Here is a 26,624-nt window from a genome sequence, read left to right on the forward strand (position 1 = left end):
CCCGACGTCTGAGTTTTGAAGCCAGCGCTTTTGCGTGAGGCATTGGTTTTTGGTAACCCGAAGCGTCACTTCAACGGCGCTGGTGTGGAGGATTTATCCGACTCGGGTGAGGGTTTTCTGCGAAGAATAAAGCCGGTCGGATAAATCCTCCACACCAACTAGCGACCGGCTAATTAAATCAACAGCCCGGTCGGGTTACCATAAAAGCGCAACTTCAAAACTCACGCTTCGGCTTACCAAAAACCAATGCCCCACGCAAAAACGTTGGCTTCAAAAGTTTGTAGCTCGCGGGCGAGTCCCCTACAATGAAACTGTATCCCCGTTGTCGGAATCGATTTCGACAGACTCTCAGTTTGATCACATCCTAACCGTTGAGTGTTGTCATGAGCGACGTCGCAATCGTACCGGATAAGCCACGCGGAAAATGGACCAGCACACTCTCGCTTGTTGCCCTGCACGCGTTGGCGTTTGGGATGCTCTACCTGATCATCGTGCAGATGAACGGGGCTTTTCGAGACTTTTTCCTGTTGGTGGGAATCCCGCCGACGCAGCGATTTGAGTTTGCGTCTTCAATCAGTGACTACGTTGCCGCTTACACCCCGTTGGTTTTGCTGGCTCTCGCAATTCATCTGTTCATCGTGTTTCGGCTCTCTCGCAGCGTCCCTTCATGGGTGTCCACCTATTCTCATGCCGTACTCCTGTGCATGGGTTGCGCCGGATTCCTGTGGACAGCCTGGGCCGTGCACTGCATGACCTGGAGCAAGCCAGCGATCGAGCGCCCTGCAATCGCCGTTGATGGTGCGTTGGCACCCGAACACCTCGCTGGTGCTCAGTGAATCGCTGCTGATTTTCACCGTCTGACAACTTGTTCCCGGTTGGCTTACAGCAAAATGCAAGTGCCAGGGCGGCGTTAGATGTCACAGACTTGATAGGCCTGCTCGAGTGACTTGATCGGATCGTCGCTGGTCGGGATGAACTCCTGGGCGACGAAACCGTCGTAACCGGTCTGTTTGATGGCACGGATTATCGGCGGATAATTGATCTCTTGTTGGTCATCTAATTCACGACGGCCAGGATTGCCGGCGGTGTGGTAGTGACCGATGATCGATTGGTACCGCAACAGGTTTTCGATGATATCGCCGTTCATGATCTGCACGTGATAAATATCGAACAGCAGCTTGAAATTCTCGCTACCGACTGCTTCGACCAACTCCGCACACAAGTGAACATCGTCGCCCCAGTACCCGGGGTGACCTTTCATCGGGTGGATACTGCCGTCTGGATTGCGATGCGCCTTGCTATTGAGGTGCTCTAGCACGATGCCAACGCCTTTCTGTTCGGCGTAGGGCATCACGCGTTTCCAACAATCCAAACAATTTTTTCTGGCCGCAGCATCATTGATCCCCGCCTTCCGCATGCCGGTGAATGTGATCACGTTGGGAGCACCGTACTTGGCGGCCAAATCAATTCCGCTACGCAGTTTTTCTTCGACCATGGCGTGATTGTCGGGGTCTAATGGCCCCTTCTGAAATCCATGGCTACCGACCAGGGAAATCTTCAGCCCCATCGCGGTCACTTGGTCATACAGATTGGCGTTGATGCCCTCCATCGCCTCCAGTCCAATTCGCTTGCACTCTTTGGCAAGTTCCAGCATGTCCATTGGATTGAAACACCAGCCCATGACGGACTGGCGGATGCGACGATCACTCGCCGCAGCAGGCTCTTGTGCGATAATCTGGGAGGGTGCCAGCGAGGCTCCGACAGCCGCGATCAAATTGGCAGCAACAAATTCTCGTCGTTTCACTAAAATCACCTTGGTGTGGTTTCGAATCATCAACGGTCACCCTCGTTTTACCCATGCTAACGGAATTCCAACAGCAGATGGCTGACGCCGTGGCCAAATTGTCGTCTGGCGAAGTGGTCAGTTTCGGTGACATCGCAGCCTCCGCCGGTCGCCCCACCGCAGCCCGCGCGGCTGGGCACCTGTTAGCCCAATCGTCCCTCGAATTGCCCTGGTGGCGAGTCGTTTACAGCAACGGACACCTGCCGCCATGCAATCCCAGCCTACAAGCCGAACGGCTCAGCGAAGAAGGTGTCCAGCTGGTCGGATTTCGGGTGACATGTTCACCGCGCGGAAGATTCCAACGCTAAGGTATCAATGATGATGGATCGATTTCCACCCCTCGCCCTGACAGCGCTGCTCCTGGTCGCCGCAAGCGGATTGCCGGCTCAGCGGGTTGTCGGCCAATCGAGCAACGCCCCCGAAGAAATCGCCGATCGATTCCTCCAAGTCCTGCTACGTCGACCACAGCCCGGGACGGCCCTGGACCGCGTCTATGACTATCACATCCAGAACCAGTCGCTTGATTCCCTGTTGGAATCACTCAGCAAATCGGATGCGTCTGCCGATGCAGGTCGTCGCCAATTTGTCCGGGGTTTGTTGCTGACCAAACGAGACCGACTGCCCGCAGCGATCACCGCGCTGCAAAATGCCGAGCGACTGTTGCCGGACAATGCGGTAGTCAGTTACGAACTCGGCAAACTGTACTTGGCGAGTGGCGATCAAGATGCCGCGCGACTCGCCTTGCAACGTGCCATCGAGCGAAAACCGAATCAACAAATCGCAGCGGATCTGTTTCTTGATTTGGGCCGACTGCATCTTCAATCCGGACGCACTGACCAGGCGATCGACGTTTGGCAAAAACTCGAGGCTCGTTCAGCCGGCAACCTGACGATCGCCGAGAAAATCGCACAGACCTTGGTCGATGAAAAACAATTCCAGCTGGCACTCCAGCGTTATCAGCAGTTGGCCAGGCAAGCCGTCAAGGATGACGACAAAGTCCGTTACCAGATCCAGACGGCCGACATCCAACGCCGTCTCGGCAACACCGCTGCCGCGACCGAACAATTACAAACGATTCTCAGGCGTCTACGTCCCGGCAGTTGGTTGTACACCGACGTCCGCGATCGATTGGAATCGCACTATCTATCCGAGAGTGATTATGACGGCTTGGCCAAGTTCTACACCGACCTGTCCCAGCGGTCAGCCAACGACCCGGCGATCCTAATTCGGCTGGCCCAAGTGTTGGCGGGTGGCGACCGGATTGACGACGCTGAATCCACGTTGCGAGACGTGATTCGTACCGCACCGACAAACATCGACGCACGCCTTGCATTGATCGATGTTTTGAAGCGTCGCCAGCGCTGGGCTGACGTCGGTCGACAATTTGAAACGCTGGCGGAACTCGACCCCGACAATCCCGACGTGCTGCTAGAGTGGAGCCAAGTGGTGCTGAGTGACCCCAATGTACAGATCGAGCAACGCAGGAAAGATGCCATGCAGATCTGGCAGCGACTGGCCGAGTCTCGTTCGGAAGACCCGGTTGTTCTGTCACAGTTGGCCAAACGTTATGATTCGATCGGTCGCAGTGAGGATGCGATCACACTGTATCGTCAATCGATCGATGCCGCGCCGGACGATGCCCTGTACCGAGAATCCTTGGGCGAATATCTGCATCAACTCGGTCGCACCGACGCAGCGCTGCAGACTTGGACGGAGATTGCAGCCGGTCCCCGTCGCAACCGCGACACGCTGGTTCGACTGGCTGACATCTTGCAAACGTTCCAGCTTTTCGACCAGTCACTAGCCGTTTGGCGTGATGCCGCGGCACTGGACCTGACCTTTGACCAACGGCTGCGCTATGCAAGTCTGTTGGTTGATCACGCTGAACATGACACCGCCCTCAAACAACTGGACGTCGCCGAATCAATCGCGCAGTCGGCCGAGGAAGCGGAACGACTCATGCGTCTACGAGTCATCGCCCACGCCGCTGCGGGAACGCTTGCTCAACAGATCACCAAGACCGGGACCCTGGCTGAAACCGCCGACAACCAACGCTTCCTGGCGTTGCTACACCAAGCGGCGAATCAACTGCCCCAGGCAGCCACCGCAATCGACAACGCGGCTCGACTGGCTCCCGATGACACAGGCGTTCTGATCGTCGTCGCAGAAATTGCCGAAAAGCAAGGCAAACTACAGGACGCCATCAACGCCTTGGAAAAGCTCGCGAAAAAAGATGAACGACTGCGTCTGAACCACCTGCAAAATGTGGCGAGACTTCAGCAACGGCAAGGCGATTATCAGGCCGCGATCGCCACCGCGCAAACTCTGGTCGATGCCAATCCGACTCGGACCGAATCCTATCGCCTGTACGCTCGACTGGCCACGTATCTCGGTCGCACCGAGGACGCGATCCGAATGTTGCGTCAATCAACGTTGGCGAATCCCCGCGACAACACGAACCGATTGCAGTTGGCAGCCCTGCTGGCTGAACAATTTGAAACCGCCGACGCAATCGAGCACTATTGGCAGGCGCTCGAGTTCGAAAACGTCGCTCTGGAACGAATCCGTCTGGTCGAGCTGATGGTGCCGTTGTATGCCCGGCGTGGTGAAGTCCAGTTATTGCTGAACCGTGTCAAACGATTTGATTCGGACCTGCTCTCTCGCGAGAACAATCGCATGCTCGCGGTTTCTGTTTTGGAACGTCTTGGCGATCACAAACAGGCCATCACCCTGATCGAGCAACAGCTTGCTGAGCATCCCGGCCAGCTACAGCTACTGACCGCAATGGTCCGCAACCTTGAAAAAACCTCTCAACTCGTTCGCGCGGTAACGTTCCAGCAACAGATCGCTGACATTGAAAATTCAGACGCCAACCAAACACGACTGTTGGAACTACAGCTGAGCGCAGGACTGATCACGCCCTACGATCTGTTGGTCAAAGAACTTCAATTGACCAAACAACCCCAAGCATATGTTTCAATCATTCGTCGCGCGACAGATCGTTCGCCCCTGGAAGGCATCGAAATCTGCCGGATGGCGTTGCAGAAGGACCCCGATTGCTGGGGCATTAAACTGATCCAAGCTCAATTGATGCTGGCAGTAGGCGACCCCAGCAAAATCTCCCTGCACACCGCTGACGAGGACTCCAACTCGCCTGAATCGACGAAAGCTCACGTCCAGGCCGTCTATCAACGAGTCGGCGAATTGGCTGCAGCCGTTGGCCAACTCGGCCTTGATCCAAGCACACAACCACCGTCGATGGGAAGTTCATCCGCTGCGTCAAATCCCTTCGTTTACTACGGCACACGAACGATCCGAACGGTCCCGCAGCAGGGAAACGTTCGCTCCAGCATCACGCCACCGTCGATGGGAAGTTCATCCGCTGCGTCAAATCCCTACGTTTACTACGGCACACGAACGATCCGAACGGTCACGCGGCAGGGAAACGTTCGCTCCAGCATCACGCCACCGGCGGTTTTGAGAACTCAGGTCAGTGGAGCTCAGGTCAGTGGAGCTCAGCTCAGTGGAACGATCTCGATTGACAAGCAGCTGTACCCGATGTTTTTGAGCGGAATGGTTGCCAACTTGAAATCGAATCAAGACGACCAAAATTGGCAGACCTTCGGCGCCAACCAGTTGTCCGAAGTCAGGGATTTCCATCAGGCGGTTTGGCTGTCGCGGGCATTGCAAATCATCGCCAAACAGCGTGTTGCTGAATTAGATTCTCGCCAGTTGTCGCCTCGCCAAGTGATCGATGACCTGTTTCCACTGCCAACACTGGATCAGACCGACGACGTCGCGGTCTTGCAACAGATCCTTTCATTTCACTACCTCGAGGGAGCTCTGCTGGGCAAACAATTCCAGGCGCCCGACGATCTGCTATGGAAGATTGCCGCGGTCGATCCGCTGGGAAACAACGAGCGTTGGTATTCCAATCTGATGCAGCGCGCCGCCAACGCCAAACGCTCCGACGCCTCGAACCGTTCGACGCCAGAACGTTCCTCGATACAAATAGCGTTGCCCAACGAAAAGCTAGACGCCTTGGTCAACATCTACTTAGCCCTCCAGCAACACAACCGTGCTGCCCCGCAGACCGCAGAGGATCTTAATGATGAATTGCAATTACGACGCTGCGTGATCAACGAATTTCAGCTGGCAAGAAAAGAACTCCCCCAATCATTTAGCCAACCGGTCGCCGATCCAAACGATCGCTTTCTTCGCATCGTCGCCGATATCCAAGCCGCATTGTGGGACAACGATCTGGAGCGTGCCGAACACCTGGTCAGCCGACTACTCGTGGCGGCGCGAGGTAGCGATGGAGGCGATCTCACACCCAGTTTGATGTCGATGTGGTTGCTGTCTCCTGGCAATGAAACCGAGTTGAAATTTTTACGCCGTCATCAAGCGGAATTGATCGATGCTTGGATCGCCTTTCGATCAAACAGTGCAAATTCGACTCCACAACATTCCACATCCTCCAGCGCCGCCAATACGAGCAATGCCGGGCAATGCCAGCTGGTAATCTCCACCCCCGGGAATTCCAAACAAACGCATCGTTACTTTCGACTTCCCTGCACCCTCAATCGGCAACTGATCAACGGATCACTGATCCGCGGGCTGTTACCATTGGTGCTGCTCGATCCACAGAAACCGGGCAGTCGGTCGATCGTTTCCTTTCCCGCCCCCATCTTAGAAAATTTGAAACAGCCGCTCTCGGGAGCGCCGCCCCACGAACAGAAACTTCGCGTTCTGGTTGCGGCCTTCGCCGCTTGGTGGGGTGACGATCCGGACCAATGCTATGCGGAACTTGTCCAGTTGGCTGACCATTCCAGCAACGACTTGGACCTGCAAATTGAATCCGCGCGGTTGGCCGCAGTGACCAATCATCTGGCCGATGCCGTCGCACGAATCAAACAGATCGCGACGCCGGATGTTCAAACGCGAACGCGGGTCAATCAAGCCCGTCTAGAAATAGCGAAATACCAAGTGACCGAGCCCCCGACGAAAACAGCTGCCCCGGCGGTGCTCAAAATCACCCGTCAACCCTCCGCGAATGCCCAGTTGATGCAGACGTTCCAAAAGCGTGGTCTGACCGCGCTGCCGGGCGGAGTGGCGACATCGACGCGTCAATTCAGTCGCAATCTCGTTCCCATGAACCAGACACAGCCTTCACAGATCACGTTTTCGGACCAATCCGAACGTTTACAAAAGGCCAAAGAACGATTGCAATCGGGTGACCGGATCACCGCCGCCGAATTAGCCTACACCGTGCTGCAACAACCGGGATTCGCATCGAGCGACGTAAATCAGACGGTCTATCGGGATGCGATCGAGATCCTCAAGGCAGCCAACCGCTTGGATGCGCTGGTCGATCTGACCGAACGTCGTCTCAACAATGACCCGACAGACGACACCTTGCACCTGGAACTAGCAGCCCTCTACCTGGCCGCAGACAAACCCCGCCTCGCCCGCCGTTGTTGGCTGGAACAATTCCAACGGGTCAACACGACATCTGTATCGTCCATCGACGACAGGTTCCAATACCTGTCACAAACGGGACACACAGCGGGACGATTGCTGGACAGCGGATTCCCGTTCGACGCAGCCATCATCTGCCGCCACACACTGCAGCAAGCTGCCACAAAATGGATTCCAACCTACCCACAGAATGAATCTGTCAAACGCCGTACCGATGCACTTCGCGGAACGCTCCTATGCTCTTTACAAGTCATCGATGCAAACGATGCAACCAACTACTTGCTCGCAGTGGCGGAGGATGTATTGGATGCCCAGATTCGAACCACCTTGGATCTCGGCGGCGCGACGGCGGCAGACATCAATCAACACTCGCCGAAATGCCTGTTTGCGCATGCAGTCGAACTGGCCATGACAACCGAACCCGGTCGAGCAAGTGTGAAAAAACTACTCGACCGCTTGAACGCGCTGCCCCCAGAACCGCAATCCAATTGGTCGGTGGTTGCGATGCAGTTGGTCGTTTCCGCCGCCATCACCCCTGATTCGGCTGTGAAACAAATGGACCAATTGACTGCGCAGCGCAGCGGTGACTCCCCCTCGACACCGCAGAACGCACCATCGTTAACTTCCGACACCAGCGAGCTCGTTGCCCTCGTGTACGCGGCGTCATCGATGACCAGGTCCGAACACCCGGCGCTGCGCATGTCGGCGGCCAAACTGATCAAATCCTTAGAAACCGACACCGGCTCTCGCCGTTTACTGGACGCAATGACCGCGATCAAATTGCGACAAGCGGTCGAAAATAATTGACGGACGACACCCATTCTTGGCATAAGAAATGCTCTACTGATGGTATAGAACGCATTGACGCTTCTGGTCGTGTGGCCAGGCAATGCCAACCTTCAACTGGAGAATCGAGATGTATATTGGCGGCGGAATCCTGGGAACAATTTTAGTTATCTTGCTAATCCTTTTCCTCATCAAACGTGTTTAACCGATCGTCCGACAGGACCACCGCCGGTGGTCCGCAGGGACCCTAACGAATCTCTGGCTTGGGCCGCAGGTGTTTCAAGCCATTCATGGACCGTGGTGGTTGATCGATCCGTCAAATGCAGTGGATTAATCGACATCGTGTAGCCGGCTGGGTAAAAGCACACCACGCTGATCGCTCAGCCACCAACGGTCCCTCATCCCGCATGGGCCACCCCTAGCCGCCCATGCCCGCGAATTTCCCGTCGACTTTATCAGCGGCCCAACCGTTTCCAGTCGACTATCTGCCGGCTCGATTGCGTGCCGACACGCGCCCTGGTCGGACCCGCCGACGTTCGACGTGATGAGAACGGCGACCGAAACTGGAACGTGATTTGCCGCGTCTGTTCAGCTGAACGCAACCGCGACTTGCAGATTGATTCGCGGACTCATCTCACTCAATTCAAGGAGACCGAAATGAATTTTCCATCTCTACACCGGCTCGCAATGACGTCACCACTAGTGACTTGTGTGCTGTTGGTTTCACCCGTCGTTGCCGACCCGCCCTCGCCGGCACGCGAACAAGAGGAAGCGACAACGAATTACGAAGACGACGCATGGTACGACGTCAGCGAATGGTTTGACGGCAACGATTACAACCCCACGGATGAAGCGATCGGCCGCTGGGATGACGAGAAATTCTCGTATCACGACAAACAAACCAGTAGCGACCAAGACAACGACATCGAAACCATGGACAGCGATCAGTTCTATGGTGAAAACTACGACGATGGCTATGCATCGTTCACCGATCAAGATCGGGACGGCATCTATGAGTCTTACACCCGCTACTACGATGCCGACCATGACAGCCTGTACGATACTCGTGCAACCTACCGGGACACTGACCGCGACGGTGGCTACGACGACTACCAGTTCAGTGAACTTTCAGGCAAAACCAAACACGATGTCCCGCCCGCTCAAATCGCACAATCCACTCAGAAAGGATTGAGCGGCAAGGCACAGAAGGTGTCGGGAAAAATCACCGACTCCAAGTACGTGAATCGACTCGGTGGGATCGCTCTGATGCTGGAAGTGAATGGGTCCGGTGATGCGGAAAGCAGTGCCCCGGTCTGGGTGGACATGGGCAACGGTGCCTCGTATCAGTTGTTCAAAGGCGACTCGTTAACCGCCATCGGCCCGATGACGAAGGCCGGAAAAAAACAGGTCCTGGTCGCGACCACGGTTGAGATCGATGGCCGGCAACTTAATGTGCCACGCAGCGGGCGGAAGTATAGCGGAACGATCGAATCGATCCGCACGGCAACGGTTGGCAAGGAGAAACGAACGGTCACCAAGCTTGTCACCGAAAATGGCAAAAAGCTAACCGTCGATATGGGTGTCGCTGAGCGCGCTGCGAAGTTCGGCGAAGGCGACGAAGTCAGCGTGACCGGAATCCCTGTCAAACTAGGCGATCGTGTGATCTTGGTTGCCGACACGACTTCGCTGTAGATCAAACCCGGCTCGCACGGCGCTGTTTGATCGCAATCAAGACAGCAGCGCCGATCAGCGATCCGATCCATCCGGCTCCCTGCAACATCGATCCGCCGGAAACCAGATAGCCGACGAATCCGCCCAGCAATGAGCCGAAAATTCCCAACATCATCGTCTTGAATACACCCATCGGCTGCGGCCCCGGGTACAGGCCTCGAGCGATCGCACCGACCAGAAAACCAAACACGATCCAACCAATCATCCAAAACATTGCTACGATCCTGATTAAGACAAGGGAACTTAGACGACGCGAAACGTCGACTGGTGGCCTGGCGTGAATGCAAACCTTGTTCCCATTCCCGTGATTAGTGACTGATGAAACTTTTAAAAAACGTCGTCTCTCGTTTCACGTCGGACGACTGTTCCACCATGGCAGCCGCATTGGCGTACTACACGATCTTTGCCCTGCCACCACTGCTGTATCTGCTGCTGACAATCGTAACCTACACGATGGTCTTGGCCTACGACATGGACCAGGCGGGTGACAAAGCGCGAGAGCTGATTTCGACTCAAGCCGGTGACATCATCGGCAACGAAAAGGTAGCCGAAGAGATCACCAAGATCTTGCAACGCAATCACGAACAAGGTGGCGCCTGGTGGAAATCCATCATCAGTTTGGTTGGCATCCTGTTTGGCGCCACCGGCGTCGTCGCCGCGGTCCAATCGTCTCTTAATCGCGTCTGGGAAGTTCAACCCGATCCCGACGCCGGCAGCGTGAAACAATTCATTGTCAAACGCTTTCTCTCGTTGACCATGATTTTGGGCCTGGGATTCTTGCTGCTGGTTTCCATGGTGGTCTCGACGGCGCTGGCAATCGTGGGCGCGAGTGTCGGCAACTGGCTGGGCATCGAGCAAACCATTGTTGCCGCCATCAACTACGGTGTCACCTTCTTGGTGACTTTGGTGGTTTTTGCAGCGCTGTTCAAGTTCATGCCAGATGCAAAAATTGCCTGGAAGGATGTTTGGATGGGAGCCTTCGTCACCGCGGTGCTGTTTTCGATTGGCCGCTATGCCATGGGACTGTACTTTGCCAACATGAACATCGGCGCACAGCTCGGCAGCGCCGCCGCCTCGCTGGTGGTGCTGCTGGTTTGGATCTACTACACGTCGATGATCTTTTTGTTTGGTGCCGAATTCACGCAGGCATGGTCACACAAACGCGGACGCGGGATCGAACCCGAGGAAGGCGCCGTTCGAGTCGAACAAACCATTGTTCGCTCGTAGCATCCAAAATCCCTCGCTCACGCTTCGGGTTACCCTAACAGTGCTGGCTTCAACCCACTTCAGCGCGGCAACGGTTTCGACTTGCTATCGATCAAGATCTCAAGTTCGTCGACGTCAAACGGTTTCATCAAATGATGGTCAAAGCCGGCCGCCTTGGTTTCGGCAAAATTGTCGGCCCCGGTGGCGGCGATGAAATACGTGTCTCGCAGTTCCTGCTCTGCCTTGAGTCGGCGAAAAACATCAAATCCACTCATATCCGGCAGCCCCAGATCCAGTAGCACGACGTCGGGCACGCCGCTCGTTGCTTTGGCGATTCCGCTGCGACCATCGTGAGCCAAATCGACTTGGTGTCCGCTGTACCCCAACAGCGTCTTCAACGATTGACAGGCGTCTTCGGCATCGTCGATCACCAGCACCTTGCATGGTTTCGCGACGTCTAACATCGGCTGGTCTGTCACTTCATCGGTCGACGCTGACGGGGTACTCGACTGCAATTTTTCCTCAATCAATGCGATGAACTTGGGTCCATCCAGTGGTTTGGTGATGTAGTCGGTGCATCCGGCATCCATGCAGCGTTGGCGATCACCATGCATGGCGTGAGCGGTCACAGCGATGATCGGTTTGTCATAGCCACTGCAGCGCAGCCGCCGGGTCGCTTCATAGCCGTCTAACACCGGCATCTGCATGTCCATCGCGATCAAGTCGAATGGGCGTCCGGCCCGCCGAGCGTCTTCGATCTCGGCGATCGCTTGTTGACCATTTTCTGCTGATGCGGCCTGACCGCCGGCATCTTCGATCATGTGTTGCGCCAAGAACCGCATGTCTCGGCGATCGTCGACCACCAAGATTCGCCGCCCAACCAGATTGCCCCGGGTCGGGTTGACCGGTTTTATCGTGCGCGACTCGATCAAGGTCGGTTCGATCAAGGGTACATTTTTTAGTGATCCGGTTTCAATGGTGAGTGTGAATTTGCTCCCGACATCCGAAACGCTTTCGACGGCAATGTCACCGCCCAACATGCGTGCCAATCGCTGGCTAATACTCAACCCCAATCCGGTGCCCTCGAATTGACGCACGACCGACATGTCGCCTTGCGTGAATGGCTGAAACAAGCCCTTCATTTGTCGCTCGTTAATCCCGATTCCGGTGTCGATCACATTGAATTGCAATCGAGAGACGCCTTTGGATGACGAGTCATCCGAGACCGATTGGGGATTCGGCAGATAGCGAATACTCAATTGCACCGATCCGTCTTTGGTGAACTTGATGGCATTGCCAAGCAGATTCACCAGGATCTGTTTCAATCGTTTGTCGTCGCTGCGGATGGTCTTGGGAATCAAACCTTCAAACCGAACTTCTAGCGGAATCGATTTTTCGGCAGCCCGAACCTCCATCAACGAGTAAACATCAGCCACCAACAAGTCGGGTCGAAAACGTTTTTTGATCAGCCCCAGCTTGCCGGCTTCAATTTTGGAGATGTCCAAAATATCGTTGATGATCTCCAGTAAAAACTTGCCATTGTGTCGAATCACCGAAGCGCATTTGATGTCGTCCGGATCGGTCAGTTGCCGGCTTAGAATGTCGGTGTACCCCATGATCGCACTCATCGGCGTGCGGATTTCGTGGCTCATATTGGCCAAAAATTCCGACTTCGATTTATTGGCTGCCTCGGCCACCCGCCGCGCCTCTTCCAGCGATTGCTCGATTTCCTTTTGCGCCGAAATATCCAACAGGGTGCCAATGATTTGAATTGGTTTTCCAGTCGAATCCGAACGAATCGTCTGGCCCTTGCGACGCACCCACCGAATCCGCCCGTCCGCCAAAACAATTCGATGGGAGAATGAGTGGACGCCACCGTCGAGAGATCGCTTGGCACGCGACATCAAACGAGCGACGCGGTTGCGGTCTTCGGGATGAACAAAGTCGGCGACAGCATCGGCCCGCAATTTTTGGTCGGCATCCGCTGCGGCACCCACAATTTTTTTGAATTCGTCCGACCAATAGGTTCGACCACTGATCAAATCGATTTGGTAGGTCCCAAACCCTGCCGCCTCGGCGGCCAGACGCAGGCGTTCCTCGGCCAGCCGCACTTGTTCCAGCGAGTTTTTTTGTTGGCTGATATCCCAATTCAGCCCCACCATCCGATCTCCTCGCCCCTGTTGACCGGGCACCATCTTGGCCCGCGCCGCCAGCCAGCGGACTTCACCATCAGGGCGAATGATCCGAAACTCACCGGTGTATTCGCCGCGTGTGGCAATCGCATATTCGATGGCTTGGCGATTGCGTTGGGCATCGTCCGGGTGAACCAAGTCCAAAAACATCTTGCCCAACGGATGCGGAGAATCGGGCAGACCACTGATCGCCAAATGCTGCTCGTCCCAGGCCACCGCGTCGGTCTCGGGGTCCCATTCAAACGACCCCATGCCGGCCGATTCGATCGCCAACGCCATCCGCTGAGTAACCGCCGCCAAACGCTGTTCACGGTCAGCGATTTCAATCGCCGACCGCCGCCGCTCGGTCACATCGATGGCAAAAACATAACACCCATCGACACTTCCCGACGGTCCAACATCAGGAACGTACGTCACTTCTTTGAACACCCATTTGCCGTTTCCAGGCAATTGCAGCTCCAACTCAAATACACGCTTCTCACCTCGCAGTGCAGCATGTAAATGCGGTTTGACCTGGGAGAAATTTTGAGGCCCCAGCACTTCCTCGACCGTCTTGCAAAGGAGTGCCTCCGGCGGTCGCTGGAACCGATCGGCGTAACGCTGATTGACAAACTCATAGCGCAGTTCGGAATTGACATAGGCGATCATCGACGGCGTAGCGTCGGTGATCCCACGCAGTCGCTGGGCGTGTCGCGTCAACTGCTGCAATGTTTCGGCGCGCTCATCCTGGCCGACTTGCAATCGCGTGACGTCAAGAAACAGCAACACCATGCCGTCGGTCTGGCCGGCGGAATCGAAACTCGCAATCACACGCCGCAGAAAGGTCTTTCCAGAATCGGACCGAATCAAACACTCATCGGCTTGATCGACCTCCAAAAACTGCATGTCAGGCAGCGGCGGCATGTCGGGAAGCAGCGGCATCAATTGCGCCAGTGGGCGACCAATGTCCGCCTCGATCAATCCGTAGATCTCCGTCGCCGCTGTGGTGAAACAGCGGATTCGAAATTGGCGGTCCAATCGGATCAAAGCAACTTGTGCGTCCTGATCGAACGCTTCGAAATCATCCCTGTGCATCTCGCGGGAGACAGGTTCTGCCATGTTGGAGGTCCAATGATTGAAGGCAGAGTGTTACAACGCAGCTAGAGTTCAAGCCGGCCGACGAAAAACAGACTCCAGCACGACCCTACCGATTGGCACACTCGCGTCCAAGTTCATCGGCGAATTCCGAGGGTTGCAGCGGTTTGGAAAACCACCGATCGACGCCCTGGTCTCCCATTTCGACTCCCATCGCAGCTCGCTCGGACCCGCTGACGGCAAATATCTTGACATCGCGATAGTACGGATTGCTGCGGATCGCATTGATCGTGTTGGGGCCGTCCATCCGCGGCATCTGCATGTCTAACAACACGACATCCGGACGCTGCTGATGTTTGGCCAGATACAACATCGCATCGATTCCGTCTTGAACCGTATCGACCTCGTAGCCACAAAGCCGTAGGTAGCCGGCCAACAACTCTCGTTCGTTCGCGTTGTCTTCGACGACCAACGCGCGTCGACCCTGACCGTCTTGCTTGATCGTCGGTTGGGGCGATTGTCCTGATGCCATTTGGCCAGATGCCAATCGCTCCAATTCGCCAAAGGTTTCCAGGGCACCGGCGAGCGTCGATTCAGCGTCCTCCACCATGCCCGCGTCCAATTGTTTCTGCAACAAATGCATTGCCAAGTTGGCGCTGTTGAGCCGGTTTCTTAAATCGTGCTTTTGCTTTCGTGACGCCTCATCGGCCGCCGCCATTTCCTGGCCATCGGCCAACTCACCACGCAGAATCCGGACGTCCTTGGGGGCATCGACGCCGACCCGTACCCGGTTGCCCTCGACCCGCAAAATTTCAACGGCAACACCCAAGTTGGGGAACACAACTCGCTGATTTTCTTTCCGCGATAAAACAAGCATCTTGGACTCCTTTTCCGAAATTCATTCGTAACGCGTCGCTGGCAACCTTCTGGGACTTCCAGCAGGATCAGACCGCCCGCATTCGAATGTTGCTTTTCGACCGTGAGGGAACAATGACACACAACCACGATGTGATGTGGAATCTCCACTGATTGTGTGGTCGGCAAGTGTTCGACATTCTGTCGAATTCCTCAATCACCTGAGGTTTAGGAGTCCATCCCTGCGACTCGCCGGAAAGGAATTAAAATACAATGTCCAGATTCTGTCAACGTGAATCGTGTCAACCCTAGATTGCCGTTTCCACGACAATCTTGACCGCAGATCCACCAACTCGGTTGCGGATCAGCCAATCACATTTGAATCAAGGTTTTCTAGGCAACACAGTTCCACCGCATCCTGGATGGCACAGCTTGTGCACCCGTTTGATTGCTTGGCACGGTCGCTCCTTCACCTAGTCACACGACACACACCCCGAACCGCTATGGCGAATACACTCGCGACAAAAAAACAATCAGCAGCGATCCGACAGCAGATGCAACGGATTCGCAACGATTTGCCCTACGACGCCGACGCGGCACGCGCTCATGTGCAACAACTGACGGACTGGAAATATCACGTCCGCAAAAATCCATGGCCAATCCTGACGGTCGCCGCCGTCGTCGGCTATCTGCTGATCCCCGCAAAATCGAAAGGACAGGTGGTGGTTCACACCGGAGGTTCCCGTTCGGCGGACCAAGAGGCCGCGCCGCAGAAAAGCATGCTCGGCGGAATGGTCGGTGCAATGATGGCAATGGCACTGCGGACCGGAACGAACCTCGCCATCCGTCATGTCTCCGATTCGTTTTTTGGCGATCCAGCACCCAAACGCACGTCCAATGACATGCCGTCCACTCCCCCCTACAACAAACCCCCAACATCATGATTGCTCCAGTCGAAAACAACTCCGCCGACCGACACACTTCAACCGACCACGGCGCGCATCGCTTACACGATTCACAGGCGACCGATGAATCAACGCCGCGCTACCCACTGCCCCAACACAGCGAACCCCTGGGGATGGCCGACCGCATCAGCGATGCCGTCGGCAGACACCCCGTCGCCGCGGTGGCAACCGCGACCGTCATCGGCGCCATCGCCGGTTGGATCATCAAACGACGACTCTAACCCGTTGCTGTGAATCTGAGTCGCCGCTGGCATGCGGTTTGCGGCAAGAGTGTTGTGAACTTCCCCTCTGGCGATTCAAAGGATGGATCGCCACAACCCTCGAGCCGAGACAATGTCCCAGAACACAAGCAATAGCTTCACCTTCATTCAAACCAATCACGGAGTTTCCTTTCCGCTTGTTGGGCCTAAACGCACCCCGCAAGAAACACTCGCAGACAGCCGGCACCCCTCCGACAGTTCCAGTGGAACCGTCTGCGAACCGCCACTGGTCGCTTCCACCGCGGCTACACAACAGGACTGATTCGGGAGAGAGATGGTCGTCGAACCATCACCATGGTTTCCCAGAAACCATGTTCAATAATCACTGCAACTAAAAATCTGATGGAGAATCAAATGGTCACGAAACAAGAAGTAAGTGGAAAATGGGATGCGATCGTCGGCTCGGTCAAACAAAAGTACGGTCAGATCACCGACATGGATCTGAAACGTGTCGAAGGTGACCTGAACAAGTTGGCGGGACTGATCCAACAAAAGACCGGACAATCGCGTGAACAAATCGAAGCCTATTTCGACGAATGCTGTGCCTCAGCGGATTCAGTTGTCGGACAGGTTTCCGAGTTTGCCAGTGGTGCGGGCGAAGCGCTGCGTGAAGGCTACGATCACGCCGCCTCGCAAGCGCGACAGGGTTACAAATCGACCGTCAAAACGCTTTCGCGTCATCCACTGGAATCCGCCGGCGTGGCACTCGGCGTGGGGCTAGCCGTCGGACTGGTCCTGGGCATCTCGATCGGAGCCCAACGCGAGCGAGAGCTGACCTGGCGTGACCGCTGGCACCGCTAGTCTTCCACTATACGCAGGGGCGGCAATTGGCTTTGACGCGGTCGGGCGATAGGATAGGGCGACATCCATTCGCCCGCTGACCTCCACCCGACCCGGCCTGCCAATGCCCCGTCTTCTGTTTCGCAACGCTGCCGTCGTTTTCCCCGATCAAGTTCGAACCGGTTCGGTTTTAGTCGACGACGGCAAAATTCTGGATGTTGATGCCGGCGCGGTCAGTGCCGATGAAGTGATCGATTGCACGGGACTTCATTTAATGCCCGGCGTGATTGACGATCAAGTTCACTTTCGCGACCCCGGCCTGACACACAAAGAAGATTTGGCCACAGCCAGTCGCGCTTGCGCGGCGGGTGGTGTCACTTCTTTTTTGGAAATGCCCAACACCAAACCGCCTGCGGTGACTCTGCAAGGTGTCCGCGAGAAGGAGCAAAACGCGGCTCGCAAATCGTTGGTCAACTATGGCTTCTACATCGGCGCCACCCCAGACAACGTGGCTGAACTTGCCACCGCTGCCGACGTACCGGGGATCAAGATCTTTATCGGCAGCAGCACTGGGAATCTGCTGGTCGATGAACAAGAGGCGTTGGAACGTATCTTTGCCGAAACCACGCTGCCCATCTGCGCGCACTGCGAAGACGAACAAACAGTGCGCGCCAATGCATTGAAATTCGCCGGAACGACCGACATCCACGATCACTCCAACATTCGCAACGTCGAAGCCGCCGTGGTTGCGACCAAGCGGGCGACTGAATTGGCCAAGCGACACAAACATCGGTTCCACGTGTTGCACGTCTCCACTGCGGCGGAATTGCCCCTGCTCGCTGACGCGGCGCCCTATGTGACCGCCGAGGTCTGTCCGCATCACCTGTTCTTTAATGTGGATGACTACGACCGACTGGGAACCAGGATTCAAATGAATCCGTCGATCAAAACCGCGGATGACAATCGCCAGCTATTCGCCGCGCTGTTGGCGGGAACGATCCAAGTCATCGCCACCGATCATGCGCCTCACACGCTCGAAGAGAAATCGCAAGCCTACCCACAAAGCCCCTCAGGACTGCCGGCCGTCGAAAACAGTTTGGCGCTGATGCTCAATCAAGTCGCCGCAGGTCGCTGCACGATCTCACAAGTCGCTGCATGGATGTGCGACGCACCGGCTAGAGTCTGGGGAATCGTCGGTAAAGGACGGATCGAGCCCGGCTATGATGCCGACCTGGTGTTGGTCGACTTGGCCAAACAGAAAACCATTCACGATGCCCAGCAGCACACGAAATCAAAGTGGAGTCCCTGGGATTCGGAAACGCTAACCGGTTGGCCCGTGCAGACTTTCCTGGGCGGGCGACGCGTCTATGACGACACCGCCGGTTTCGACGAATCAATCCGCGGTGATAAACTAGACTTTGATCATTCTCGTGGCGGGTTCTGGAAAACGCCTGATGGCATCGGAACACGCTAAGTGCCTAGCCGGAACCGTGAACTAGCGTTCAACGGTTGATGAACACTCCGCGCCAGCGTCCGGTTTCTCGGGTCATGCAATGTTTGTAACCGGGAACCATGAACGATCGCTCAACCGTTGATGAATCATCGGGTCTAGACTGATTTCGATTCCATTCCTCCCTCCTGCGACAATTGACTGCCCATGTCCAATCCCGAAGGCGAAGCCGAGAAACGCTGTCTGTCCCTGTCGTCCAATGCGCGACGCGTGCTCGGTGTATTGGTTGAAAAAGCGAAGACAACGCCGGACAACTACCCACTGACCGCATCCGCGTTGATCAGTGGGTGCAATCAGAAATCGAATCGTTCGCCACAGATGAACTTGGATGAAAATGATGTCCTACTGGCCCTCGACGAACTGCGGGACCTTGGTGCAGCCCGAGAAATTCAGGGCAATGGGCGGGTGACCAAGTTTCGTCATGCCGCCTACGACTGGTTGGAACTGGATAGCCCACAAGCCGCGGTGATCACCGAACTCCTATTGCGCGGGCCACAGACGATCGGCGAGCTCCGCACACGCGCCTCGCGAATGTACAACATGCCGGACCTGGATGCGGTCAAGTCGGTACTGGATTCATTGGTTGCCAAAGATCTGGTCGAATCACTGTCTCCGCCAGGCAGAGGCCAAACCTTTGCTCATAAGCTTTATCCGCCCCAAGAACGCCAATATTTGGAAGCCAAGATCGAAAAACAAGCGGCCGTCAAATCCGCCAACGTCTCGGAAACAAAAAAAGACGCGGTCGATCAACTGATCGCCAGACTTGATGCCGTCAATCAGCGGATTGATGACCTGGAAGCGAGACTCAAACAACTTGAATCCTAGTCGTACGCCATCACTTCACCCAACGGATGGATCGGCTACAATTCGCGCTGAACGAGCCGTCTCATACGGCGTTTCCATTCACTCAATCGATTCCTTTCAGGACCTCATTATGAAACGTATCATCACTAGCGCCCTGCTCGGCTTGTTTGTCGTCTCGCTGACCGGCTGCCCAGCCGCCAAGACCGACGCCGTCACCGGTGCTGACCAATCTGCAATCGAAGCTTACAAAGCGGCTGAAGCAGAAGAACAAGCCAAACTGTCCGGTGAAATGAAAGCGTCGCAGTAGGCTTTAACGCCACAGCCCGCTGGAACCGCAAACAAAAAAACCTCGACTTCTTGCGAAGCCGAGGTTTTCTTTTTTTCTACGTCAAACGCTTGCTGAATCCCTATTGATTCAACTGCTCTTGAATCACTTCACGCGATGCCTTGGTTCCCAACGCACCCCACAATCCGTACGGGCTTTCTGAACCGGGGGCCGAGAGTGGGTCGGCAGCACTTTGCCAGACCATTTCTTGGCGAGCGTTGCCAGCTTCGATCGAATCGGTCAAGAAGATCACGGCACCATCGCCCATCAACACGTGTGCACCGCCTTGGTGACGACTCGACGGCGGGAACAATCCCGTTTGACCCGAGTTGTTTCCTCCACAGATCGCCGCATTGGGTGGCAAGATCGTGTGCATACCGCTGAAGTTCGGTCGGAAATCCGCCCACTTGAAACCACGACCGTTGTTATTGTTCTCCGTCGGCGTTGCCGGCAACCAGAACTGCGGTCGTTCGGGATTGATCTGATTGTTGTCGATGCAAAAACTCGGGTTCAAGCGAACTTCGTTGGGAGGGTTGCCGTTGATACTTTGTGTACCACGCGTGTCCTTGTCACCCAGGTCCGTGATGATCTCTCCCATCGCAACGGTGTTCGAAAGACCGTCTAGGATGTCGCGGAACTTCGCAGATTTGTGAGGAACAAAGGCACCGCGGTCCGCCGCGTTGGAGCGTTGGGCCCAACCAGAGTTGGTGATCACTTCGCCACCACTGGCAGCTTGGTGCTGCTTGGGGCCACGAACGGACCATTCCATCGAGTCACCCAAACAGGCTGCGTAGTTGGTACGTCCCTGAGCCGGCAAACCAACGCCTGGATCGCTGGGGCAACGCAACATTGGGATTTCGCTGACCCACGGACGGTACTCCAGGAACTGAACGGTTGGTCCCATCGGTGGCCAAGGCGTGGTCAACAGGTTGCCCGGGTCCAAAGCATTGATCAAGCTGCGATTGCTGATCTCGTCCCACAATCCCTGTTGCTCCATGAACGGCGTCATTCCGACCAGAGCGCTCAAACGCCAAGCGTTCGAGTCACCGTAGTTAGTCCACCAGTTAGTCGTCTCGTCCGTACTTCCAAACGGTGCCGCTCCACCGGAAGGACTGCCGGTACCAACGCCGTGAATCGGCAACTGTTTGTAGGCGCTGTGATAGTTGTGCATCGCCAAACCAAGTTGCTTGAAATTGTTACTGCAACTCATTCGGCGTGCCGCTTCACGAGCAGCTTGCACTGCCGGAAGCAAGAGTCCAACAAGAATGCCAATGATGGCGATGACGACCAAAAGTTCCACCAGTGTGAAACCCTGACGTCGTTTAAGGGAACGTTCCACAAATCTCTCCAAAACTAGAATCGTTAAATATGACCTGAGCAAAGATTTCGTTCTAGACGAACCATAGTGTATAGATTCACACAAACTGCCGGTTTGGTCTAGTCAAAACTTGTATCGGTTCGTCAGTCTTTAAGAAACCAACTGTCAAAAGCGGCAGCACCCGCCCCAAAAGAACTGTGGCAAATTTGACATCGAAGGTCTAGAAGACCGCGGCAACATCGACCAGCTAACTGTGTTAAACCCGATACCGACCGCGAAGTAACGCAGGAACTTTCACGTTTTTTTTCGCATTGTGAATAATCGGACATGTTTCCTTGCCGTTAACAAAGGAGAACTTGCCATCTCCGCTAGACAACGCCGCTTATGCTGCCGTTCAGGCACCAAGCGAGCACGAGTTCACTGCCCCCTGGCGGGATCAGCTACGAGACTGATTTTCCCGCGACGTCAATTTCCCGGCTGGTCGTTTGCTTCGACGAGCACTGTTTGAGTATCTGTTGCGATCGCGTCGAATCGCTGCTGCCGGCCACTGGGCCAATCAACCACGACCGAAACCGTTTCGTCTGGCACCGTCCCCAGCCCCACGTGCAGCACAGGATCGCTGCTGCATTGATAGCCGTCACCACTGGTGCGGAACACGGTGTGACGAGCTTGGCTGGATTGAACGACCACGCGACTGCCGACTGCGTCACGCGATGATTTTCGCCCCCGCAGTTCCAAACGAACCCATTTGGCATCGTTGTCACAATGATTGATCAATAGTGCTGTCGGCTCCGTCTGGTGTGTGACGACCAAATCGACCCTGCCATTGCGGTCGGCATCGATCGCCCACAACCCTCGGCCGACATGGCCACGTCCAAAATAGTCGCCGATCGAACCAATCGCGACTTCACGAAACGCTCCCTTGGTCGACGGGCGGAAGACTTGCATCGGTTGCACATAGATGGCCCGCTCTGCTCCGCGAGAAAACAGATCGACATGCCCGTTGGCCACAAACAGGCTTAACTCGCCAGTGTTATCGACATCCACCGCTTCAACGCCAAAACCGACCAGTGGCATCGTCGAAGTGACTAAACCGGCGGCGCTGGTACGATCTTGCCAAACACCGCCGGAAGTTTGCTGGTGCAGCGTGTTGTATTCCTTGTCAAAATTGGTGACGTACAAATCGGCGTCACCGTCCTGATCGAAATCTGCCATCGCGATGCCCATCGATCCCTGTGGAATTCCGCGGTCGTCGCCACCGACACCACGCAACATGGCGGACTCCCCCAATTCAAACCCAACCTGTTCAAACCCAACGTCAGCATCACTGCCGACCCGGCTCCAATAGTGGTTGTTGGTCATGTCATTGGCGATAAAGATCTCATTGCCTTTGACGCCATCCAGATCGCCGACCATGACCCCTAACCCGCGTCCCGCGGAATCGGCCACGGCATTCCAAGCCCTGGTCTGATCGGTCAACTGGCCCTTTCCATCGTTCTTTAGAAAACGGTCATCGAGTGCGGGAAACAGCATCGGTGAACAAGAACCATTGATGCCCGAATCTTTCATCGGGCACAGTTTCGTCAATGGCTCTAGCCCCGCGCAATAGTTGACGATCACCACGTCGGCCAATCCATCACCATCGATGTCCGCGATCGCGGCACTGGACGACCACTCGTCGCCAAGCGGCTGGGGCATGCGATCACTGACATCACGAAAGGTCCCGTCGCCGTTATTGAGATACATGCGATTGGGCCCGTAATTCAGCACCAACAAATCTGGAAACCCGTCTTCGTTCAAATCGCCGACAGCGACGCCTTGCCCGAATCCGCGATCTGCCGTTCTCGACAGCGTCGCAACAGGCTGGAAACGACCGCCGAGGTTACGAAACAGTTCGTTGGCAGCGGAATCTTGTTGCGGCGGCGTTCCACCGGCATCCGCCAAATACAAATCGCTCCAACCATCCAAATCGAAATCGATCGTTCCACCTCCACAGCCGAGTGTCTGGTACAGCATGATTCCCGGCTTATCGAGCGAGTCACCGGTCCGCCCCCAAAAACGCAATCCACGCGCCGCCGCCTCGTCCGCCATTTTCCAATCCACCACCTGGCCGTTTGTTGCCAGCAACTGCGGTGTTAACGAATCCTGCGACAGCGAGCTTGCCTTGGGATCAAGACTGGCGGAAACAATTTTTTCAATTTCCGGCAGCGGAAATTGCGATCTCAGCCGACGAAAATCAGGCAACGTCTCGGGCAACCGCCAAGGTGTCTGCGGATTCAAACGCTTAACCAGTTCATTTCGATACCCCGCCACATCGACCGAATCGTCCGCTGGCAACGTGGTGGCGACGGACGCCCAAGCCTCGGCTTCCCACAATCGCCCCAACGACTCCAATGACCCAGCGATCTCCAAAGCAATCGCCCTTGAAATCCCGCCCGTTCGCGTGAAGCGGTCTTTCAATTGATTGAAACGCCCCAATTGTTTGGCGCGTTCATTGACGGTTTTGACCAATTCGCCGGGCACGTTTTCCCCGTTTCGCTCGACCTCCGGCAACAACGTCGCCAATCGGGTCCAGATCTGCACCACCTCGGGATCACTGCAATCGGCCGCCTGGGCAAACGAACGCACCGCCGCGGAAGCATCGTCGCGACCACGGGCCCAGTCTCCCAAGGCAATCCAATATCCCGGATAGGCCTGGATCCCATCGGATTGCTGCCCGGCCCAACGAGCCAATTGATCCAATTCACCGGATGCGGCAAGCGCCCGCCCCAGCATCGCCTGTGACGGATGGTGCTCAGGATGCTGCGCCGTGATCTCGCGCAGAATTCGGATCGCGTCCTCATACTTACTTTCGTCAAAGTCCGCCTTGGCCGTGCCCAACAACGGACGCTTGTCATCCGGATTACGCGTGACCATTTGGTCCAACGGCGTGGACTCCAGGGTCCGCCGCTCGGTGTTACTCAAATTCGTCAACAGATCGACATCAAACTGGCGGTCCAACACCAGCTTCTGGCCGTGAGGCATCGCCGACACCCGATCGCCGGCACCAATATAAAAGTCAAACAGCCAACGGCGTGTTTCGTGTTGATCGGGCTGTGCGATCAACGCTTGCTCCAAGAACTGCAGCCCGTCGTAATACTTGCCCACGCCGATCATCGCGATCATCGCCTGACGCACTCGAGGTGGACTGACATACGATTCTCGCTCACTGGCCAGACACAGATACTCCGCCGCCTCCGCTTGCCGACCCGTCTCATGCGCCGCCCGCGCGATCAATGCGAATGTTTCGGATTCAATTGGAGACGTTGGTTGCTCGGACAAGATCAGTTCCGATGCCGACCAAGCCTTCTCCCAGCGACCTGCCCGAATGGCTAACTTGAGAGTCCCAACCGGGTTAGCCAAATCGCTTTTGGATAACTTGTCGCCTGCTCTTTGGCCGATCCCCGCCGGCGGGTCAGACGAATCGGTCGGCGAGGAGGCTGAATTGCAACCGACTGCAAACAACAACAGAATGCCGCAAATTGGTGCGATGCCTCGAACCCGATCCTGACAACGATCGAAGAACAACCGGTCCGTCCAATGGTGCAACATCATCAAATCAGCGATCAGGGAAAGGCGGGCCATGCACAGGCCACAGAATGTCGATTCAGTTTTCATCTGCACTGGTCTTATCGTTCTCGGACGTCTGTTATAACCGATTGACCGCAATGTTCAGCGATCGATCCATCAACCAGAAAGTAAACATCGGAAATGTACGTCGATTCGTCAGTTCACCGCACGATGTCAATTCGATCGATGATTTGCATCATCAGCTTGGTGGTCGCGGCCGTCTCAGGCTGTCGCCCGCGCAGCGAAACACCCGATCCACAACCCACCACCACTACGCATCCGGGTTCGGAATCGCCCGACCAATTATCGGTCAGCCAGATTGCGCTGATCGACCGCGTGCGTCCCGAGGTGGAAACATTCTGCGCCGACTGCCACGCCATGCCGCGATCGAGTAGTTCTCCGGCGGATGAGTGGGAAATGGAAGTCATCCAAGGATTCGACTTGTATCGAACCTCCGGGCGAACCGATTTGAAGGTCCCCGACCAAGCCGACACGTTACAGTTCTTTCGATTGCAATCCCCCGCCGACCTAGGGATGCCTGTCCCGGAAACACTGAACTACCCCGATGCACCGCCGACCCACACCAAAACAGGTATTGTCCGCAAGCGGACGCGACCGGCGGGTGTGACAAACGTCGGATGGTTTGATTTGCAATTCGATGAACTTCCTGGCCATGCCCTGGTGTACTGTGATATTGGATCCGGCGCGGTCAACGCCTTTTGGCCGGATCACCCCGACGTCCCGATCAAACGCTTGGCGACTTTGTTGCAACCGGTACACGTCGAACCCTGTGACTTGGATCAAGACGGCCGTCGGGATCTGATTGTCGCCGACATCGGTGAATTCAATGCCGACGACAGCGACTTGGGACGAATCATCTATCTGCGCCGCGACGCCGATCAGGATTCGTTCCAGACCCATGTCCTGATCGATGGACTCAGCCGACCGTCCGATGCCCGCCCCGGTGACTTCGATGGTGACGGTGACACGGACGTCTTGGTCGCTGCATTCGGCTGGCGCAACAGTGGCAAAACACTGTTGTTGGTCAACCAAGGAAATGATGACCAAGGAATCCCCGTGTTCGAAACACGTGATCTTGACCAGCGCCACGGCCCCGTCAATGTTCCACCGGTCGACTTCGATGGTGATGGTGACTTGGATTTCATCTCGCTAATCAGCCAAGAACACGAGTGCGTGGACCTGTTTCGCAATGACGGATCCGGGCACTTTGTCCGCGAACCCATTTGGGCCGCCCCCGATCCGGCCTATGGATCCAGCGGGATTGAACTAGTCGATATGGATCGCGATGGTGACCTGGACGTGCTGTACACCAACGGCGACTCCTTCGACCGCGGTCCCAAACCCTATCACTCCATTCAGTGGCTGGAAAACGACGGCTCGCTACCGATGAAACGCCATCCGATCAGCCTGATGCCCGGAGTGTTAAACGCGACCGCGGCTGATTTTGATGGTGACGGCGACATGGACGTGGTTGCGGTTGCACTGTTGCCTTGGCAAACATCGCAGCAATGGGTCGCCCAAGGGGCTTCGCCGATCGTCATGTTGACTCAAGATGACCAAGGCAACTTCACTCCCTCACGACTCGCCGGCCGGTTGCACGATCACCTGTCCGTCGTCCAAGGCGACTTCAATCATGACAGCCGCCCCGATTTTGCGATCGGCAACTTTTTTCGAGTCCCCGCCGCACAGACGCCCGCCGTGATCGAGCAGCCTGAGTTGTTGATCTGGCAGTCGGTTGCAGAATGAACTGCGTTCCCATCAAAATCGAAGTTGCGTTTTTTTGGTAACCCGAAGCGTCAGCGAGGGGTTGAGGGTGTTGGCGGGATCCCTCGCTGACGAGATCGTCATCCCATCTCTACGCCAACGG

Annotated in this window: 21 protein-coding genes; 14 read left to right on the forward strand and 7 right to left on the reverse strand. The window is 55.8% G+C overall.

The window, feature by feature from the left end; translation table 11 throughout:
• The first annotated feature begins 383 nt into the window (after positions 1-383).
• Positions 384-836: a hypothetical protein gene (locus NHH03_RS24270; protein WP_253160645.1), complete on the forward strand. Its 453-nt coding sequence runs from the start codon at positions 384-386 to the stop codon at positions 834-836.
• Positions 837-910: 74 nt separating this feature from the next.
• On the opposite strand, the gene NHH03_RS24275 is transcribed toward NHH03_RS24270, so the two are convergent.
• Positions 911-1,834 (reverse strand): TIM barrel protein, encoded by a 924-nt coding sequence (locus tag NHH03_RS24275; RefSeq protein WP_253160647.1) that lies wholly within the window; start codon positions 1,832-1,834, stop codon positions 911-913.
• 23 nt (positions 1,835-1,857) lie between these two features.
• On the opposite strand from NHH03_RS24275, the gene NHH03_RS24280 reads away from it, so the two are divergent.
• The 4 genes from NHH03_RS24280 to NHH03_RS24290 all read left to right on the forward strand — a co-directional run bounded on the left by NHH03_RS24280 (position 1,858) and on the right by NHH03_RS24290 (position 9,799).
• A complete protein-coding gene (locus tag NHH03_RS24280; protein ID WP_253160649.1) occupies positions 1,858-2,151 on the forward strand; it encodes an MGMT family protein in 294 nt (97 codons plus the stop codon).
• A 7-nt stretch (positions 2,152-2,158) separates the two neighbouring features.
• A complete protein-coding gene (locus tag NHH03_RS24285; RefSeq protein ID WP_253160651.1) occupies positions 2,159-8,128 on the forward strand; it encodes a tetratricopeptide repeat protein in 5,970 nt (1,989 codons plus the stop codon).
• A gap of 109 nt (positions 8,129-8,237) precedes the next feature.
• Entirely contained in the window at positions 8,238-8,312 is a 75-nt protein-coding gene (locus NHH03_RS28460) for a hypothetical protein (protein ID WP_390895623.1), read from the forward strand.
• A gap of 452 nt (positions 8,313-8,764) precedes the next feature.
• Positions 8,765-9,799, forward strand: coding sequence for a hypothetical protein (locus tag NHH03_RS24290; RefSeq protein ID WP_253160653.1), 1,035 nt, complete (start codon positions 8,765-8,767; stop codon positions 9,797-9,799).
• Position 9,800: 1 nt separating this feature from the next.
• Here the strand turns inward: NHH03_RS24290 and NHH03_RS24295 are convergent, their stop codons facing one another.
• A complete protein-coding gene (locus tag NHH03_RS24295) occupies positions 9,801-10,052 on the reverse strand; it encodes a GlsB/YeaQ/YmgE family stress response membrane protein (protein ID WP_253160655.1) in 252 nt (83 codons plus the stop codon).
• A 104-nt stretch (positions 10,053-10,156) separates the two neighbouring features.
• Here NHH03_RS24295 and NHH03_RS24300 point away from each other — a divergent pair, with 104 nt between their 5' ends.
• A complete protein-coding gene (locus NHH03_RS24300; protein WP_253160657.1) occupies positions 10,157-11,065 on the forward strand; it encodes a YihY/virulence factor BrkB family protein in 909 nt (302 codons plus the stop codon).
• Positions 11,066-11,124: 59 nt separating this feature from the next.
• Here NHH03_RS24300 and NHH03_RS24305 read toward each other — a convergent pair whose 3' ends face one another.
• A complete protein-coding gene (locus tag NHH03_RS24305; RefSeq protein ID WP_253160659.1) occupies positions 11,125-14,334 on the reverse strand; it encodes a response regulator in 3,210 nt (1,069 codons plus the stop codon).
• Between the two features lie 85 nt (positions 14,335-14,419).
• Positions 14,420-15,187, reverse strand: a complete 768-nt coding sequence (locus NHH03_RS24310; RefSeq protein ID WP_253160661.1) for a response regulator — start codon at positions 15,185-15,187, stop codon at positions 14,420-14,422.
• 481 nt (positions 15,188-15,668) lie between these two features.
• On the opposite strand from NHH03_RS24310, the gene NHH03_RS24315 reads away from it, so the two are divergent.
• From NHH03_RS24315 to NHH03_RS24345, 7 genes are all read left to right on the forward strand, one after another.
• Positions 15,669-16,109 (forward strand): hypothetical protein, encoded by a 441-nt coding sequence (locus tag NHH03_RS24315; protein WP_253160662.1) that lies wholly within the window; start codon positions 15,669-15,671, stop codon positions 16,107-16,109.
• Positions 16,106-16,351 carry a hypothetical protein gene (locus NHH03_RS24320; protein ID WP_253160664.1) on the forward strand — a complete coding sequence of 82 codons (246 nt, stop codon included), beginning with the start codon at positions 16,106-16,108 and terminating at the stop codon, positions 16,349-16,351. The genes NHH03_RS24315 and NHH03_RS24320 overlap by 4 nt, the downstream gene beginning before the upstream one ends.
• Before the next feature lie 112 nt (positions 16,352-16,463).
• Positions 16,464-16,652 (forward strand): hypothetical protein, encoded by a 189-nt coding sequence (locus tag NHH03_RS24325; protein WP_253160666.1) that lies wholly within the window; start codon positions 16,464-16,466, stop codon positions 16,650-16,652.
• Positions 16,653-16,744: 92 nt separating this feature from the next.
• A complete protein-coding gene (locus NHH03_RS24330) occupies positions 16,745-17,191 on the forward strand; it encodes a CsbD family protein (RefSeq protein ID WP_253160668.1) in 447 nt (148 codons plus the stop codon).
• A gap of 103 nt (positions 17,192-17,294) precedes the next feature.
• Entirely contained in the window at positions 17,295-18,644 is a 1,350-nt protein-coding gene (locus NHH03_RS24335) for a dihydroorotase (RefSeq protein WP_253160670.1), read from the forward strand.
• Positions 18,645-18,827: 183 nt separating this feature from the next.
• Positions 18,828-19,505 carry a YceH family protein gene (locus NHH03_RS24340; protein ID WP_253160672.1) on the forward strand — a complete coding sequence of 226 codons (678 nt, stop codon included), beginning with the start codon at positions 18,828-18,830 and terminating at the stop codon, positions 19,503-19,505.
• A 109-nt stretch (positions 19,506-19,614) separates the two neighbouring features.
• Positions 19,615-19,791: a hypothetical protein gene (locus NHH03_RS24345; RefSeq protein ID WP_253160674.1), complete on the forward strand. Its 177-nt coding sequence runs from the start codon at positions 19,615-19,617 to the stop codon at positions 19,789-19,791.
• Between the two features lie 100 nt (positions 19,792-19,891).
• On the opposite strand, the gene NHH03_RS24350 is transcribed toward NHH03_RS24345, so the two are convergent.
• From NHH03_RS24350 to NHH03_RS24360, 3 genes are all read right to left on the reverse strand, one after another.
• A complete protein-coding gene (locus NHH03_RS24350) occupies positions 19,892-21,148 on the reverse strand; it encodes a DUF1559 domain-containing protein (RefSeq protein ID WP_253160676.1) in 1,257 nt (418 codons plus the stop codon).
• Positions 21,149-21,592: 444 nt separating this feature from the next.
• Positions 21,593-24,784 (reverse strand): FG-GAP-like repeat-containing protein, encoded by a 3,192-nt coding sequence (locus NHH03_RS24355; protein WP_253160677.1) that lies wholly within the window; start codon positions 24,782-24,784, stop codon positions 21,593-21,595.
• A 113-nt stretch (positions 24,785-24,897) separates the two neighbouring features.
• On the reverse strand, positions 24,898-25,164 hold the full coding sequence (locus NHH03_RS24360; protein ID WP_253160679.1) for a hypothetical protein: 267 nt from the start codon (positions 25,162-25,164) through the stop codon (positions 24,898-24,900).
• Here NHH03_RS24360 and NHH03_RS24365 point away from each other — a divergent pair.
• Positions 25,154-26,503, forward strand: a complete 1,350-nt coding sequence (locus NHH03_RS24365) for an FG-GAP repeat domain-containing protein (RefSeq protein ID WP_253160681.1) — start codon at positions 25,154-25,156, stop codon at positions 26,501-26,503. The two genes, NHH03_RS24360 and NHH03_RS24365, sit on opposite strands and share 11 nt — an antisense overlap.
• Positions 26,504-26,624: the final 121 nt, after the last annotated feature.

It is taken from the genome of Stieleria tagensis, from assembly GCF_024129865.1.
Classification (GTDB): Bacteria; Planctomycetota; Planctomycetia; order Pirellulales; family Pirellulaceae; genus Stieleria; species Stieleria tagensis.

Excerpts from the sequence above, each read along its gene's own strand:
- NHH03_RS24290 (WP_253160653.1), top strand. The coding sequence starts at position 8,765 with ATGAATTTTCCATCTCTACACCGGCTCGCAATGACGTCACCACTAGTG.
- NHH03_RS24345 (WP_253160674.1), top strand. The coding sequence starts at position 19,615 with ATGAAACGTATCATCACTAGCGCCCTGCTCGGCTTGTTTGTCGTCTCG.
- NHH03_RS24270 (WP_253160645.1), top strand. The coding sequence starts at position 384 with ATGAGCGACGTCGCAATCGTACCGGATAAGCCACGCGGAAAATGGACC.
- NHH03_RS24315 (WP_253160662.1), top strand. The coding sequence starts at position 15,669 with ATGGCGAATACACTCGCGACAAAAAAACAATCAGCAGCGATCCGACAG.
- NHH03_RS24300 (WP_253160657.1), top strand. The coding sequence starts at position 10,157 with ATGAAACTTTTAAAAAACGTCGTCTCTCGTTTCACGTCGGACGACTGT.
- NHH03_RS24280 (WP_253160649.1), top strand. The coding sequence starts at position 1,858 with ATGCTAACGGAATTCCAACAGCAGATGGCTGACGCCGTGGCCAAATTG.
- NHH03_RS24365 (WP_253160681.1), top strand. The coding sequence starts at position 25,154 with ATGGAAGTCATCCAAGGATTCGACTTGTATCGAACCTCCGGGCGAACC.
- NHH03_RS24355 (WP_253160677.1), bottom strand. The coding sequence starts at position 24,784 with ATGAAAACTGAATCGACATTCTGTGGCCTGTGCATGGCCCGCCTTTCC.
- NHH03_RS24310 (WP_253160661.1), bottom strand. The coding sequence starts at position 15,187 with ATGCTTGTTTTATCGCGGAAAGAAAATCAGCGAGTTGTGTTCCCCAAC.
- NHH03_RS24275 (WP_253160647.1), bottom strand. The coding sequence starts at position 1,834 with ATGATTCGAAACCACACCAAGGTGATTTTAGTGAAACGACGAGAATTT.
- NHH03_RS24305 (WP_253160659.1), bottom strand. The coding sequence starts at position 14,334 with ATGGCAGAACCTGTCTCCCGCGAGATGCACAGGGATGATTTCGAAGCG.
- NHH03_RS24320 (WP_253160664.1), top strand. The coding sequence starts at position 16,106 with ATGATTGCTCCAGTCGAAAACAACTCCGCCGACCGACACACTTCAACC.
- NHH03_RS24295 (WP_253160655.1), bottom strand. The coding sequence starts at position 10,052 with ATGTTTTGGATGATTGGTTGGATCGTGTTTGGTTTTCTGGTCGGTGCG.
- NHH03_RS24330 (WP_253160668.1), top strand. The coding sequence starts at position 16,745 with ATGGTCACGAAACAAGAAGTAAGTGGAAAATGGGATGCGATCGTCGGC.
- NHH03_RS24335 (WP_253160670.1), top strand. The coding sequence starts at position 17,295 with ATGCCCCGTCTTCTGTTTCGCAACGCTGCCGTCGTTTTCCCCGATCAA.
- NHH03_RS24285 (WP_253160651.1), top strand. The coding sequence starts at position 2,159 with ATGATGATGGATCGATTTCCACCCCTCGCCCTGACAGCGCTGCTCCTG.
- NHH03_RS24325 (WP_253160666.1), top strand. The coding sequence starts at position 16,464 with ATGTCCCAGAACACAAGCAATAGCTTCACCTTCATTCAAACCAATCAC.
- NHH03_RS24340 (WP_253160672.1), top strand. The coding sequence starts at position 18,828 with ATGTCCAATCCCGAAGGCGAAGCCGAGAAACGCTGTCTGTCCCTGTCG.
- NHH03_RS24360 (WP_253160679.1), bottom strand. The coding sequence starts at position 25,164 with ATGACTTCCATTTCCCACTCATCCGCCGGAGAACTACTCGATCGCGGC.